This window comes from Dolichospermum sp. UHCC 0352, assembly GCF_009711925.1.
Lineage (GTDB): Bacteria > Cyanobacteriota > Cyanobacteriia > Cyanobacteriales > Nostocaceae > Dolichospermum > Dolichospermum lemmermannii.
Map to the genome: position 1 here is coordinate 54,209 of NZ_VIKY01000244.1, position 14,868 is coordinate 69,076.

At 35.3% G+C, this 14,868-nt stretch carries 13 protein-coding genes; 7 read left to right on the forward strand and 6 right to left on the reverse strand.

Going from position 1 to position 14,868, the window contains the following annotated elements; translation table 11 throughout:
• Window positions 1–1,197 (reverse strand): DegT/DnrJ/EryC1/StrS aminotransferase family protein, encoded by a 1,197-nt coding sequence (locus FJR06_RS17820; protein ID WP_168651934.1) that lies wholly within the window; start codon window positions 1,195–1,197, stop codon window positions 1–3.
• A 544-nt stretch (window positions 1,198–1,741) separates the two neighbouring features.
• On the opposite strand from FJR06_RS17820, the gene FJR06_RS17825 reads away from it, so the two are divergent.
• The 3 genes from FJR06_RS17825 to FJR06_RS17835 all read left to right on the forward strand — a co-directional run bounded on the left by FJR06_RS17825 (window position 1,742) and on the right by FJR06_RS17835 (window position 6,594).
• Window positions 1,742–3,937, forward strand: a complete 2,196-nt coding sequence (locus tag FJR06_RS17825) for a tyrosine-protein kinase domain-containing protein (protein ID WP_015080980.1) — start codon at window positions 1,742–1,744, stop codon at window positions 3,935–3,937.
• 289 nt (window positions 3,938–4,226) lie between these two features.
• A complete protein-coding gene (locus tag FJR06_RS17830; protein WP_174782860.1) occupies window positions 4,227–5,051 on the forward strand; it encodes a WecB/TagA/CpsF family glycosyltransferase in 825 nt (274 codons plus the stop codon).
• Window positions 5,052–5,721: 670 nt separating this feature from the next.
• On the forward strand, window positions 5,722–6,594 hold the full coding sequence (locus FJR06_RS17835) for a DNA-binding response regulator (protein ID WP_015080978.1): 873 nt from the start codon (window positions 5,722–5,724) through the stop codon (window positions 6,592–6,594).
• A 62-nt stretch (window positions 6,595–6,656) separates the two neighbouring features.
• Here FJR06_RS17835 and FJR06_RS17840 read toward each other — a convergent pair whose 3' ends face one another.
• The 3 genes from FJR06_RS17840 to rsmA are packed head-to-tail and all read right to left on the reverse strand — an operon-like array spanning window position 6,657 to window position 8,804.
• A complete protein-coding gene (locus FJR06_RS17840) occupies window positions 6,657–6,980 on the reverse strand; it encodes a DUF3082 domain-containing protein (protein WP_015080977.1) in 324 nt (107 codons plus the stop codon).
• A 6-nt stretch (window positions 6,981–6,986) separates the two neighbouring features.
• Window positions 6,987–7,931 carry a 4-(cytidine 5'-diphospho)-2-C-methyl-D-erythritol kinase gene (gene ispE / locus FJR06_RS17845; protein ID WP_015080976.1) on the reverse strand — a complete coding sequence of 315 codons (945 nt, stop codon included), beginning with the start codon at window positions 7,929–7,931 and terminating at the stop codon, window positions 6,987–6,989.
• Window positions 7,932–7,985: 54 nt separating this feature from the next.
• Entirely contained in the window at window positions 7,986–8,804 is an 819-nt protein-coding gene (gene rsmA / locus FJR06_RS17850; RefSeq protein WP_168651935.1) for a 16S rRNA (adenine(1518)-N(6)/adenine(1519)-N(6))-dimethyltransferase RsmA, read from the reverse strand.
• Between the two features lie 133 nt (window positions 8,805–8,937).
• Between rsmA and FJR06_RS17855 the strand changes: the two genes are divergently transcribed.
• The gene (locus FJR06_RS17855) at window positions 8,938–9,555 is read left to right on the forward strand and encodes a CAP family protein (protein WP_168651936.1); all 618 of its coding nucleotides are present in this window, start codon (window positions 8,938–8,940) and stop codon (window positions 9,553–9,555) included.
• Between the two features lie 56 nt (window positions 9,556–9,611).
• On the opposite strand, the gene hpnI is transcribed toward FJR06_RS17855, so the two are convergent.
• A complete protein-coding gene (gene hpnI, locus FJR06_RS17860) occupies window positions 9,612–10,829 on the reverse strand; it encodes a bacteriohopanetetrol glucosamine biosynthesis glycosyltransferase HpnI (RefSeq protein ID WP_371724271.1) in 1,218 nt (405 codons plus the stop codon).
• An 8-nt stretch (window positions 10,830–10,837) separates the two neighbouring features.
• Between hpnI and FJR06_RS17865 the strand changes: the two genes are divergently transcribed.
• Complete coding sequence (locus tag FJR06_RS17865; protein WP_168651937.1) at window positions 10,838–12,466, forward strand: cyclic peptide export ABC transporter; 1,629 nt, start codon at window positions 10,838–10,840, stop codon at window positions 12,464–12,466.
• A 105-nt stretch (window positions 12,467–12,571) separates the two neighbouring features.
• The gene (locus FJR06_RS17870; protein WP_168651938.1) at window positions 12,572–12,955 is read left to right on the forward strand and encodes a DUF2237 family protein; all 384 of its coding nucleotides are present in this window, start codon (window positions 12,572–12,574) and stop codon (window positions 12,953–12,955) included.
• 157 nt (window positions 12,956–13,112) lie between these two features.
• Here the strand turns inward: FJR06_RS17870 and FJR06_RS24970 are convergent, their stop codons facing one another.
• Window positions 13,113–13,382 (reverse strand): hypothetical protein, encoded by a 270-nt coding sequence (locus FJR06_RS24970; RefSeq protein ID WP_371724272.1) that lies wholly within the window; start codon window positions 13,380–13,382, stop codon window positions 13,113–13,115.
• Window positions 13,383–13,416: 34 nt separating this feature from the next.
• On the opposite strand from FJR06_RS24970, the gene FJR06_RS17875 reads away from it, so the two are divergent.
• Window positions 13,417–14,868: dsDNA nuclease domain-containing protein (locus FJR06_RS17875; protein ID WP_168651939.1), on the forward strand; the 1,452-nt coding region annotated here is incomplete at its 3' end.

A 14,868-nucleotide genomic window follows, 5' to 3' on the forward strand; every position in this document is an offset into this window, starting at 1 on the left:
TTATTCAGAATCTCTATTTGTCTCTTTGATTTCGTTTGCAACTACAATTTGAATAATTTGACATATTTTACTAATATCATCTTCTGAAATCGTTGTTCCTGTCGGCAAAACCAGAACCCTTTGCGCTAATTTCTCTGTCTCAGGTAGCAGCAAACCCGCATGAGGAAAATAAGAGCGATATGGTTCCATGCGATGACAACCAGGATAAAAATATCTCCTAGCAATCACATTCTCAGCATGAAGAATCTTAATTAATAAGTCTCGACTAACCTGAGTCTTCTCCTCATCTATATCCAAGATAATATATTGATAGTTATGCTTCTCAGATTCATTGACTGGAAATAATGATATTTCTGGAATGTTAGCTAAACCCTCTTGATAATAATGATAATTACGGCGATTGACATCAATAAACTCTTCCATACTTTCTAAAGAAGTCAACCCCATAGCGGCTGATATCTCGGACATTTTACCATTAGTACCTAAGTAAATGACCTTATCAAAATCAGAAAAACCAAAGTTTTTCATCAACCGCAATTTTTGATTTAACTGATCATCATTGGTGACTATTGCACCTCCTTCAAATGTATTGATAAATTTAGTAGCATGAAAGCTAAATACCTCCGCAGAACCAAAGTTACCAATCATTTTTCCTTGATGAGAACAGCCAAAAGCATGGGAAGCATCAAACATTAGTTTGAGTTGGTGCTTGTCAGCAATTTCGGTCAAAGATTCAACGTCACAAGGCTGTCCCCAAACATGGACACCCATAATCCCTGATGTATGCGGTGTAATTAAAGACTCTACTTTCTCCGGATCAAGGGTATGGGTTTTAGGGTCAACATCACAAAAAATCGGTGTAATCTCTTGCCATTGTAAAGCATGGGCTGTGGCAATAAAGGTAAAAGAAGGAATAATTACCTCTTCCTTTAACTCTAAGGCACGAATGACCAACTCTAGGGCGATAGTACCGTTACAAACAGCGATACAGTGCTTAACTCCTAAATAATCAGCAATCCGCTGTTCAAAGTCTTGCACAAATACCCCATTGTTAGATAACCATCGGCGATCTAACATATCATTAATCCTGTTGAGAAGAATATCTCGATTTCCAATATTTGGACGACCTACAAATAGTTTTTCTTTAAATTTTGGCTCTCCACCAAAATATGCAAGTTCAGAAAGTTGATTTATCATTGGATTTATTCTCAGGAAGATAAGTAAATTAGGGTACTTTAATAGTCAGATCACTTCTCAACTACGTAAAGAACTGATCTAGGATGTATCCCATGCTTGTCAAAAGTTTCATAACCAAAAAAGTTAACATCTAGTTGATGAACTAAAAACCCTGTTTTTTTGCACCTACATTTTTTAAAACTAGACTATGTTGTAAATTAGCATTGTTGCATGGTTTATTGTAGACAAATTGGCAGAAGGTTTGTAGGCTTGCGAATCAATACTTGTCGGTTAAGCTCAAAACGATAATAATATATTTACCAAATTGAAAGCTTCAAGATATTTGCCAAATTGTCCACTTTAACCCATGAAACAGTGTTACTTTACAACTTAATCAACTGTTTAAGTTGTTGAAGTCAAATCATGTCCAAATATTCTGATTATTTTATCAATACCTGTGCAATTTTTTTGTGGGTTGGGTTTTACTTTGCTCAACCCATAAATTAAGGCTTTTTTGAATTTGGCAAAGATATTGAATTAAATTAGAAATTATCTAAGGTTTGAGATGAGAAAAAAACGCTATTCTCTGCAAAATTTAGCTCAAATAAATGAACAGCAACGTCAATCTAAGCCTTTGATTTATAAAGTTCCATCTGAAGAAGGTAATGAAGGTGGATTGAACTTAGGTGAAGTATTAGCAGTTATTCGGCGCAGAATACCAATAATTATCATTGGCACAACTACCATTGCGGCTGCGGCGATAGGATTGGCTTTGACTAGCACTCCCACTTATGTCGGTAAATTTGAACTTTTAACTGAGCCGATAACTGCTGAAGATAAAGTTGCACGAGACGATAGATCAAAAAGAGATGAGACTGCTAATAAAATTGATGAAACTAAGTTGAAGATTTTACAAAGTCCTAAATTGATGTCTCCTCTCACTCAAAAAGTGCAAAAGCATTACCCAGGTAGCAGCGCACCTCAACTCAATATCAACCTCCTACCCAATACTCAAATTTTAGAAGTTAGTTATCAAGATAGCAACCCTAAAAAAGTTTTGTTTGTATTAAATCAAGCATCTGAATCATACTTAAAATACAGTTTAGACGAACGCCAAACAGAAACTAAATTGGCAATTAATTTTGTGGAAAAGCAATTGCCGCAACTATTACAGAATGTGGAAACCCTCCAATCAAAACTACAAAACTTTCGGCAAAAATATGGCATTATTAATGCTGAAATTCAAGGACAGCAACTTGCTAATCAATTTGATCAAATTGTCCAAAAACGGGTAGATAATGAAATACAATTGACTAGAACTCAAGCACTTTATAATAGTCTGCAAGAACAGTTGCAATTAAAAAGTCATGAAGCAGAGGCTATTTCAGCCTTGAGTGAGTCTCCTGATTATCAGAAGCTATTGAGCCAACTTCAAGATATAGAAGCTACAATCGCCATAAAATCATCTCAATATACAGAAAATAGCCCAAATATTCAAACCCTGCTCATTCAAAAACAAAATTTATTGGCTTTAATTATCAGGGAAAGATTGCAGATTTTGGGCATAAAATTTGCAAATACAACTATGAATTCTTTGTATTCAGCCCCACCAAATTCGGCTCGTTTGCGAGAAATTCAAAAATTCCTCGATACGACTAAGCAAATTCAATTATTAAAAACCCAAATCCAATCTCTTAGTCAAGTTGAAAGTTCTTTGCAAGAGCAGGTTAGACAGTTTCCGGCTCTTATTCGTGAAAAAGATGATTTAGAAAGACAATTAAAAATTGCTGTTGATAACCTCAATCACTTTTTAACTGAGCGGGAAAGATTACGCATAGATTCAGCCCAAAAGCAGATACCTTGGCAGATACTTACTCCTCCTAGTCAGCCGGAGAATCTTGCACCGAGTCCCATCCGAAATTTAATTTTAGGAATAGCTTTGGGGTCATTATTAAGTACGGGATTTGCCTTATTTATAGACAAGCTTAATAACGTTTTTTATAATATTGAAGAAGTGAAAGATAAAACTAAACTACCAATATTAGGGAACATTCCTCATATTAAGTTTGCTAAAAGTGGTCAGCCTTTTCAAAACCATAATACCTCCAACTTTTGGGAATCTTTTCGCTCTGTTTACACAAATATTTCTCTGCTCAATGGTGATAATAATATCCGCTCTCTAGCAATTATTTCAGGTGATGCTGGAGATGGCAAATCAACAATTGCTTTTTACTTAGCTCAGACAGCAGCAGCTATGGGTAAACGGGTGTTACTGGTGGATGCAAATCTGCGTAATCCTAGTATTCATAAAATGTTGGACTTACCGAATAAAGAAGGATTAAGCAACATTATTACTGAAGGTTTAAATTTTGAAAATGTTATCCACAAAAACATTAGCGGTATCAGAGAAAAAAATTATGACCCTAAGAAAAGAACTGTAAAAAATACAGGAAAATTATCTTTAGAGCATAATTTGTCTATCTTAACTACTGGTCAAATTACCACAAATCCGACAATTTTACTTTCATCACCTCAGATCCAAGATTTGACAGAACAATTTAAGCAAAATTTTGACTTAATTATCTATGATACATCAAATCTATTAGGTTTTGCAGATACTAGTATCCTGATGAAACATACAGATGTAAGTATTTTAGCTGTAAAAATAGGTGAAACAAAATGTTCTGTTTTAACCAAAGTATTAGAACAATTAAATTTCTCTTTTACTCCTATTTTGGGAGCAATTACTATTGATTCATAAGGTTGAAGAAGGAGTCAGGAGTCAGTAGCCAGGAGTCAGAATCAATCAGTCGAGGATTCAAACCTGCGACTGATTAAAGACCACCAAATCGTAGATTTGGTGGGGGGTCTTAAACCCAGTTATTCATCCGCCACTCGCACAGAATTCATTCTGACTCCTGACTCCTGAATTCTGTTCGATAAAATGCGAAATTACTATTACTAGAAAGTAACTCGCATAATTGTCTAATAGCCTTGATTTTTTAAACATTCTGTGCAGATTTTTGTGAACACAAGAATATCAAAAATATATGCTAACCGTAAACAAACAAAGTCAAATTCAAGATGTCAGTCCATATCTCAACCTGGAAACTCCAACAATTGATATAATTGGCTCTCCTGTGACTGCGTTACCTTTTGAGGTACAAATAAACATCATTTTAGAATGGGCTATGAGCAAAGTCAGCAAAGTTATTTGCGTAGCTAATACTCATATGCTAGTAGAATCTTATTGGCATTCTGAATTTTCCTCTGTTTTAAAGAATGCAGATATTGTTACTCCCGATGGTATGCCGCTGGTATGGATGCTGAAACTAATGGGTGCAGGTACTCAAAACCGCGTTGCTGGTTTGGACATTCTGTTATCTTTATGTAAATTAGCCCCACTCAGAGACATTCCGCTTTTTTTCCTAGGTGCTGATACAGTAACTCTAGAGAAGATGCGAAAGAACTTAATGGATCTTTTTCCGAACCTGAAAATTGCTGGTATGGAGCCTTTACCATTTCGTCCACTCACATCTACAGAGGATGAAGCTATGATCAAAAGAATTCATGATAGTGGTGCAGCCATAGTTTTATTGGCTTTAGGATGTCCAAAACAAGAGTTGTGGATGAATCAACATAAAGATAAAATTCAGGCTGTAATGATTGGTTTAGGGGGAGCATTTCCTGTTTTTGCTCAGAGTCAGAAAAGAGCGCCCTATTGGGTTCGTCATTTAGGTGGGGAGTGGTTATATCGTCTGACTCAAGAACCATCCAGACTATTTAAAAGATATATGACAACTATCCCAGCTTTTATCTGGTTAGCTTGCAAGCAAATCTTGAATTTGACTCTACTTCAATACTTAAGGTTATAGCAACAGCTTGGTCGTGCATAAAACTCCTGAAACACCTATAAATAAAGGATTATTACCGAAACTCTTGTAGTGCGGGCATCTTGCCCGCTATATATCATCTTGCCCGCTATATATCCCACATAACACCGGAAAGTGCTGTATTTACTGCATTCATTTCTCTTCCCTAGGGAGGATGCTAAATGATTAGTAGCCAATTTGAGACAAAAATATATTCCTGGGGGCAGATGACTTTGTATATTCTTTCGTAGTTGAATGCAAAAGAGACTAAATTTGGTAAAATCAGGTAAATAACTCACAATTTACCTATTTATCAAATCTCGCAACCTCCAAATATACACAAATATTAATTGACAATAGCGCAATTTTATGTTTCTACGTTCAGATTTTAGGGTAGCTCAATTAAAAAGCAATATAAACAAAAATTATTTGTTTTATGCAACTAAGTTGAAAGTATTTACTTTTTATTGATAAAATTAAAATTATTCAATCTTAAATGCGAATCTGCCAAGATTAATTACTAATTGAGATAATAGCAATTATCAAGATTGTATTAACTCTTCGCTATAATTTTATCTTTCCTATTGCTCAGTTTATATCTAAAATTTGTCCGTGAATCGGTACAGATTTTAGTAATGGCTAAAAACACCAAAATCTAGTGATTGGAATAATTATGTACGCAACAAAAAAAATTATCGTCATTGACAATGAAGTTGTGAATCGCAATTTTGTTTTAGATTATCTTCAGGCTAAGGGCTATCATGGGATAGGTGCAGAAAATGGTATTATTGGACTGCAATTAATCAAAGAATATTTACCTGATTTAGTAATTTGTGAGATGGTAATGCCAGACATGGATGGTTATACTGTATTAAGGAATCTACGGGAGGATAGATTAACGGCAATTATTCCTTTTATTTTTCTAACTGCTATTAATACAAAGGCATCTTTGCGAAAAGCAATGGAATTCGGAGCAGATGATTATTTAACTAAACCTGCAACAACTGATGAATTATTGCGAGCAATCGCAATTAGATTACAAAAACAGGATCTTTTTAGATCTTGGTATGCTACTAATTTTCCTCAAGTCACATTAGCAGAATTACCCAATACACCAGTAAATTCTCAGTCAATTTTTCCGAATATTCCCCATTTGAAAAAGGTTTTTGATTATATTGAAGCTAATTATCAAGAAGGAATTACTTTATCGGATGTTGCTGAAGCTGTTGGTTATTCTTCTGCATATTTAACTAATCAAGTTGCTAAACAAACAGGAGATCCCATAAATGTTTGGATTATCAAAAGACGAATGGTAGCAGCCCTACCTTTACTGAAAAATACTAATCAAACAATTGAGGAAATTTCTACAAATCTTGGCTATCAAAGTGCTTGTCATTTCTCCCGACAGTTTCGCCAATATAATCATACATCTCCCACAGATTGGCGCAAAAAAAATCAGTTAAATTCAGGTTTGAAAAATACTAACTTGCAATTTATCAAAAATCGCTCACAATTAGTTAAACCTGTAGCTGTCGGGAGGAATTAAGTGAGGAGTTAGAGAAGAAAGCAGGAAGAAGAAAATAACTTCCTATTCCCTATTAGCTAAAACTAACTACTTTTAGGATTGCTTAATTTTTGGATAAAAAGTTGTACTGATAAGGCTAATAAGCCTAATGCAACTAATCCAAATATGCCCGCACCCAAGGCGACTATACCTACTACTAGGGTACGGACAGCGGCAGCGATATTGATGACGGTTTGGTTATCAGAATGGTTGGGTTTATTGGCAAAAGTAGTAGCGATCGCTATCATGAGAGAATAGGTAATAAAGGCAAATCCACCCGAAATTGTAGCTCCAGTTATACAGCGTAATGGAGTTGCTTGTACTTGAGTAGAACTATCTGCTGATGACGTTTCTTTTGGTTGATTCATAATAAATTAGGCGATTTTAATTCCATGTTTAATTGTCCGCGTTACAAACAATTCTAAATCCTCATTAGGAATAGCTGCACGTATTCGCTGCTTGACTATTTCTGCTTGAGTTTGAGATTCAACAATGGCAAAGACTGAAGGGCCAGAACCTGACATCATTGTCCCTAAAACCCCTGGTTGACTGGCGAATAATTCCCGCAGTTGCAATACTTGGGGATAAGCTGGTAAGACAATCTTCTCCAAATCATTATGTAGTTCTTGGACAATTTTTTCGGTATTTTTATTCAAGATAGCTTTTACCATGCCTTCTGAATGAAAAGCACTAGCACGAGCCGCTAAACCTTCTGAATCTTGAATATAATTAATCCCAAATTGTTCTCGATAGGTTTTATATGCCCAAGGTGTGGAAACTTCTAAACTGCGATATTTGGCTAATACGATATGTAAATTATCCAAACTTTGTAAAGGAGCGAGTTTTTCACCTCTACCCGTAGCAATTGCCGTTCCTCCAGCAATACAAAATGGCACATCTGAACCGAGATTTGCGCCTAATTCTTCTAGTTCTGATTGAGTTAATCCCAAGTTCCAAAGTAAATCTATTCCTACTAACACCGCTGCGGCATTGGTAGAACCTCCCGCTAAACCAGCAGCAACAGGAATATGCTTTTTAATGGTAATATCAACACCCCCAAAATTACTAAAAGCATTGGGAAATTCCTTAGCCATTAATTCCGCAGCTTTATAAACTAGGTTAGTTTTATCTGTGGGTACTTGGGGATGATCACAGTAGACGCGGATATTATTTGTACTGGCAGGGTGAATATCAATTTGATCAGATAAATCTATACTTTGGAGAATCATTGCTAATTCATGATAGCCGTCGGGACGACTACCAATAATTTCCAAATACAAATTGATTTTGGCAGGTGTAATTAAACTGTAAGAACGCATAACGGTTATAAAAGCAGGGAACAGGGAACAGGGAATAGGGAACAGTAAAGACAACTATTCAGCATTTCCTATCATATTTACCAGTGATACCCATTGGGCAACTCCGAGGTCTTCAGCGCGGACTTGGGGATTTATTTCTAATTGTTCCAGTAATTGCGTCAATTGATCACGGTCAATTACCGATTGTAAATTATTTCTTAACATTTTTCGCTTTGACCCAAATCCCAATTTAACTAGAGTTTCCAGCTTCTTGGGGTCATGGGCTGGAATTTCTATTTGTTTAGGAAGTAACCGTACCACAGCGGAATCTACCTTTGGTGGTGGCACAAATGCCGCAGCGGGAACTGTACAAATTAACTCACAATCTGCTAAATATTGTACCCGCACCGATAACGCCCCAAAAGTTCTCGAACCGGGTTTAGCATATAATCTTTCTGCTACTTCTTTTTGTACCAATAAAACGATAGAATCAAAAGGCTCTGGATTGGGATGATAAATAGTCCCCAGTAACTTTTCAATAATTGGCCCAGTAATATTATAGGGAATATTAGCAACAACTTTATTTTGCTTTTGGAAATTAGGAAATGCTGTTAATTGGGATAGTAAATCAAGAGTCAGAAAATCGCCTTGCAGAAGTAAGAAATTTTCTTTTTCACCCAATTGTTTAGCTAGTAATTTGCACAAATCCCGGTCAATTTCCACTGCCAGTAAAGATTTTACTAGCGGTAATAAACGCCGAGTGAGAATTCCTGTACCGGGGCCAATTTCTAAAACTTTATCAGTTTCCTGACAATTAGCCGCTTGGACAATTGAGTTGAGAGCTTTATCACTTTTTAACCAATGTTGAGCAAACTGTTTACGGGGTTGAATCATTTTGTTAAAAAATATGGCTTTAAAAAAGTATCATATTGTTAGGCGTTTTATGTGTTTTATTTTGTTGACATAAACTTCTTGCCGATAACCTAACTTGTCAAAAATTCATTCTAGTCACAGGACAGATAAAAACATGAATAAATTCTTTTCAACTCTCACTTTAACAACAGGTACAGCTTTAACTCTCATATTAATGGGAATAGCTCCCTCTCAATTTGCCAGTATAATTCCCATGAGTAGCGAACCAGTTTTAGCACAAACATCTATTGATCTAACGACTTTGCGTAGCACTTCTTTATCTAAACATAACAGTTATCGAGCTACTCACCGTAGTCCTAACATGACTATTAGTAGTTCTGCTAACAACACTGCTCAAGCCTGGGCGCAATACCTAGCAACCAATGGATTGTTTCAACACAGCACCTCTGGACAACGGAACAATGCTGGAGAAAACTTGTATGTTTACTACACTACTGGTCCTTCAATAGCCGCAAATACTCTAGCTGATACAGCAGTTAAGTCATGGTACGATGAAGTCAAATTATATAACTATAATAGTCCAGGGTTTTCCTCGGCTACTGGGCATTTTACCCAGGTTGTGTGGAAAAGTAGTACCCAATTAGGTTGTGGTACAGCACAAGGCACTAAAACCATAAACGGTACTAAATACAAAGCTTTCTATGTCGTCTGCCATTATGCACCCGCTGGTAACGTCCAAGGGCAGTTTCCCGCTAATGTGTTAAAACCGTAGTCAAAAAGTTAGCAGGGGTACAGGGGAGAAATTTCCGTCTTTCTTGTTCCTTCCTCCTACTGAACTTCTGACTTCTCTTTTTCTATCATTCCCAATTTACCATTTTTAACTAATTTAAACTTTGTCCCTCGCCATTCAATAGTATTACCAAAAAAGCCACAACACCAAATTATAAATCTCACTATATCAGCAACAGGAATTAACCAAAAATACTTTTTAGTAACTGCATCATTAAGAACTTTTACCCCTATTACCCAAGCCATAATTAATCGCATGAGTAAAGTTATGGATACAACCAACAAAGAGAGAATAGAACCACCACTAGTTATTAATAATAGTAAACTAGAAACTGTGCCAAAAGTAAATATTAATCCTGCATAACCCCCAGGACGAGAAACACGAATACAACGCGCCCAACGAATTTGGCGATTGATAGAATCTAATAAATTACTATGTCCTAATCCGTGTTCTACTATATAGTTAGATAAAACTACTTTATCCCCGGCTTGAGTTGGTAAATAACCGAGTTGATAGTCGTCTGCTAAATAATCAGCTACAGCCGCAAAACCGCCAATTTTTTTTAATGTAGTTTTACGAATAACAATAGTTGAACCTAAAGCAAATTTTATCCCTTCTAATTGATTACTAACTAAAATACCGGGTTGAAAATCTGTGGCTGTACAAATAGCTTCTAAAATAGTAGCTATTCCTTGGGCTGTGGAACGATATAAACAGGTAACAACACCAACTTTTTCATCTTTTAGCGGTTGAATAACTGTTTGCAAATAGTCTGAACCGACGAGAATATCACTATCAGCAATTACTAAAATATCATGTTTGGCAGCGGTGACAGCATTAGCTAAGTTACTAATTTTCAAATTTGCACCCAGAATATGATCTTTCACCACCAAACTAATGTCTATTTCTGGGAATTGTTGAATTAGTTTCTCAACTACTTCTATACTAGGGTCTGTAGAACTGCGGACACTAAAAATAATTTGATATTGGGGATAATTTTGTTGACAAAATGAAGCTAAGTTGGTGTAAGTCCCCTTATCAACACCACACAGCGGTTTCAGGATAGTGACAGGGGGATGAAATTTCGGGTTTATGGGAGGGGAGTCACGCAAAAAAGCGATTCCTACGGAGCGCTTCGCTATCGCTGTATAAACCCCATAGGTGTAAAATAAAACGGCTGATAAACAAAAAATTAACATCAGGAATAGGAAATCAGGGAGTAAAACAACTGACAACTGACAACTGACAACTGACAATTGACATAATGAATCTAATTTACTTTCTTTTGCGTTCTTCTTGGACAATGGTAGCAATAGCCATTATTACAGGTTTCTTGAGTGGTGGTAGTAGCGCGGGATTAATTGCCCTCATTAGTAGTGCTGCGAGTAAAAGCAATGCTGCACCTCTGACAACTATAGCCTGGGGTTTCGTCGGTTTAGTCACCGTGGCCTTAATTACCGGCGTAATGTCCCAAATCATGTTAATTCGCTTATCTCAAAATGCGGTTTTGCAATTAAGAATGCGGTTAAGTCGGCAAATATTAGCCTCGGAATTAAGTCATTTAGAACAATTAGGAAATCCCCGCTTATTAGCAACTTTAACAGAAGATGTCCAAGCTGTAGCTAATGCTGTCTATGTCATTCCCTTTTTATGTATTGATATGTCCATGGCTTTGGGGTGTTTACTATATATAACTTGGCTATCTTGGTTAGTATTTATCATGGTTGTGGTTTTAATGATTGCTGCTATTGCTAGTTGTAAATGGTTATTAGATAGAGGAGAAAAATTATTAGCTTTAGCCCGTGAAGATCAAGATGCCTTGTTTAATAACTTTAGCACTATTACAGCCGGAATCAAAGAACTCAAACTCCACTATCAACGCCGACAATTTTTCCTCAGCAATCGTCTAGAAGCCACAGCCAGCAGATTTAGAAATCATAATGTCCAAGGTTTAACTTTGTTTGCCACAACTACCAGTTGGGGTAAATTAATATTTTTCTTTGCCATTGGTTTTGTCCTCTTTATTTTACCGCATTTATTCGCCATTGATGCCGAAACTTTATCAGGTTATATTCTCACATTTACTTATTTAATGTTGCCCATGGATAATATTTCTAATAATTTACCATTAATTAGTAAAGCCAGTGTTGCTTTACAAAAAATCGAATCTTTGGGTTTATCTTTAGCCAGTCGTGCCGAAGTTGCCACTGCACCGCCCGATTCTCCCACAAATTGGCACAGTTTACAACTTCAAAATATTACTCACACTTATTACACAGATAAAGAAGATAGTAGTTTTATTCTTGGTCCAATTAATCTTACCCTTTATCCCCAAGAATTAGTTTTTATTGTTGGTGGCAATGGTAGTGGTAAATCATCTTTAGCCAAATTAATTACAGGGTTATACATTCCTGAAAATGGCGAAATTATCTTAGATGAAAATTTGATTACCGAGGCCAACCGCGAATGGTATCGTCAACATTTTTCTGTAGTTTTTTCTGATTTTTATTTATTTGAAGAACTACTAGGATTAGAAAATAATAACTTAGATATTCAAGCCCAAAAATATTTAGAGAAATTGCAACTTGATCATAAAGTGAAAATCGAAAATGGGCAACTTTCCACTACAGCCCTTTCTCAAGGACAAAGAAAACGTCTCGCATTACTAACAGCATATTTAGAAAATCGGCAAATTTATCTATTTGATGAATGGGCTGCTGATCAAGATCCCTTATTCAAAGATATATTCTATACTCAATTACTGCCAGAATTAAAAACACAGGGAAAAACAATTTTAGTAATTAGTCATGATGATCATTATTTTCATTTAGCCGATAGAATTATTAAATTAAACTATGGTAAAATTGAATTTGATAAACTCCCACAAACTTAAAAAATCAAGACCTACGCAAAATATCTCTCAAACCCTCTTTCTCTGCGTCCTCTGCGCCTCTGCGGTTCGTTTTCCCTAATAAATAATAATTGTGAGGAATTAATCATGACAGAAGCTAAAAACGTACTGGGTACAAAATTAGAACTTTGCTGCACTTCTCCCATGACTGGCTTTTACCGCGACGGATTTTGTAGCACCGGTGGACAGGATATGGGAATGCACGTCGTTTGCGCTCAAGTTACAGAGGAATTTTTGCAATATACTAAATCCCAAGGTAATGATTTGAGTACACCTGCACCTTATTTTAGTTTTCCCGGCTTAAAACCCGGTGATTGCTGGTGTTTATGCGCTGCAAGGTGGCAAGAAGCCCTAGAAGATGGTGTAGCACCGACCGTGGTTTTAGAAGCCACTCATGCTAGGGCGTTAGAAGTTTGTAATTTAGCAGATTTGCAAAAACATCGGGTAATTCGTAATCAGGAAAATGGTTAATTAATAATTATTAGTAAAACCGATAACCCAACTGGGAATTAATTCCCAGTCTAATAGCAAAAGTCATCTAAAGATGACTAAAGAATAGAAAATTGTAAAATTGGGTAGGGGTTTAGCATTGCTAAACCCTTACAGCTATGATATCAAACTAATACCCTTATTTACCACCGTTGACGATTTCACAGCTTTCTAACAGTGCCTTTAATTCATTCTTGCTATTACTGGCAGATTTAAAACCAACCACACTAGAAATTACACCCATACCGATGTTAAGACGGGTTTGTTCAATTTTGCCACTGTAAAATAAAATGATGCTTGCAAATGGTAAAATTGCTGATATTGTACCGATGGCAATGTTAACGTTATATCCTAGCTGACTTTGCCGAATGTACGCATTGAAAGCTTGCTTTTGTTGTTCTGGGGTTATTTTGGAGTTTTGATATTACAGTTTATTAAAGTTTATGAATAAATCAAAAACACCAGCAGAGGTTATAAGTCAAGATGGAGGTGACGACACATCGAGACGATTTCGTTATCAACATACTTATGCAGCAATATTATCTTTGTCATTATTAAAAGACAAGACTGAAATAAGTGCTATATATTGTGAACACCATGAAGATATTTTAATACAGAAAGTTAACGGTAAATGTATTGGTATTCAAGTTAAAACTAAAGAGAAAGAACAATACCCATTTAAAAGTTATGATGATCAAGTAATTCAATCAATTAGAAGATTTATACAACATGAGTTAAAAAATCCTGACAAATTTGAAAAATATATAATAGCTGCTAATTGTGGATTTTATGACAAAACAAACCATAAAAATAACTTAGCATATCTATTAATTTTAGCTGGGGAGGTTGACATAGATAAAGATAATTTAGATATACATCATAAATATTTAAAGACTTTTCTTGATAAATTTAATAATGAAACAGACGAAAAAACTATTATAAAGGTATTAAAAAAAATAGAACTTCCAGATCCAGAGGATATACCAGGATTAAATGATGTAGAACATAGGTTATTTAGTAGATTATCAGAGTGTTTAACAAATCAAAATTTAACAAATATAACCAATCCACAAGTTAATGATATTAAGGACAAACTTATTTCAAAGTGTAATGCAGCTAGTTCGCTTGTTCGTCCTCTAGAAGCTGAATATTACTATCTCTTCAGTAGTCCGAGTGATCAAAAATCTAAGATAGAGATTGAAGCCAAAAAAATTACAAAAAAAACTCTTGAAGAGATAATCAATAAAGAAACACTCACAAGAGAAAACCAGATTGTAAATGAATCATCTAAACAAAAATATAGTGATGCACTTGTACCAGTCCAATTTGATGAAAATTTTGAAACTAATAGTTATTCATGTAACCCTGAACATTTTGTTGGTAGAGATAGAGAGAAAAAAAAATTTTGGGACTTTATAGACAACATAAGAAAAGGTAAAGCCGAAAAACACCTTATTTGCTTTGAAGGTAATTATGGTATGGGAAAATCATCTTTAATTTTGAAATTACAATCAGAAAGTAATAGTAAAAATGTGTTTTTTGAGCAGTTTGATACAAAAATTACAAAAACTGAACATTTTGATTTTGGGTATGTAGCAATTAAAAAAGCTATTTATAATGCAATTGATAAAAAATTCATTGACCTACCTCCATCTATATATGATGAAATAGAACCAGCAGAATATTCACTCTTCTTGCGACAACCAGCGATAAAAAAAGTATTAAACTACTTAAATGAAAATGATAAGGTTATTGTGATATTCTTTGATCACTTTGATCATCTACTAAGACAACCAAGCAGAGAAAGTACATTTGATTTTTTCGAGCAATTAATTCATGAATTCGCCTATGATAAAACAAGTATAGTCAATACTGTAGCCAAATTACGAGGGTTC

Bases quoted from the DNA above. Each gene is read 5' to 3' on its own strand.
- FJR06_RS17820 (WP_168651934.1), bottom strand. From the start codon at position 1,197: ATGATAAATCAACTTTCTGAACTTGCATATTTTGGTGGAGAGCCAAAA.
- FJR06_RS17825 (WP_015080980.1), top strand. From the start codon at position 1,742: ATGAGAAAAAAACGCTATTCTCTGCAAAATTTAGCTCAAATAAATGAA.
- FJR06_RS17830 (WP_174782860.1), top strand. From the start codon at position 4,227: ATGCTAACCGTAAACAAACAAAGTCAAATTCAAGATGTCAGTCCATAT.
- FJR06_RS17835 (WP_015080978.1), top strand. From the start codon at position 5,722: ATGTACGCAACAAAAAAAATTATCGTCATTGACAATGAAGTTGTGAAT.
- FJR06_RS17840 (WP_015080977.1), bottom strand. From the start codon at position 6,980: ATGAATCAACCAAAAGAAACGTCATCAGCAGATAGTTCTACTCAAGTA.
- ispE (WP_015080976.1), bottom strand. From the start codon at position 7,931: ATGCGTTCTTACAGTTTAATTACACCTGCCAAAATCAATTTGTATTTG.
- rsmA (WP_168651935.1), bottom strand. From the start codon at position 8,804: ATGATTCAACCCCGTAAACAGTTTGCTCAACATTGGTTAAAAAGTGAT.
- FJR06_RS17855 (WP_168651936.1), top strand. From the start codon at position 8,938: ATGAATAAATTCTTTTCAACTCTCACTTTAACAACAGGTACAGCTTTA.
- FJR06_RS17865 (WP_168651937.1), top strand. From the start codon at position 10,838: ATGAATCTAATTTACTTTCTTTTGCGTTCTTCTTGGACAATGGTAGCA.
- FJR06_RS17870 (WP_168651938.1), top strand. From the start codon at position 12,572: ATGACAGAAGCTAAAAACGTACTGGGTACAAAATTAGAACTTTGCTGC.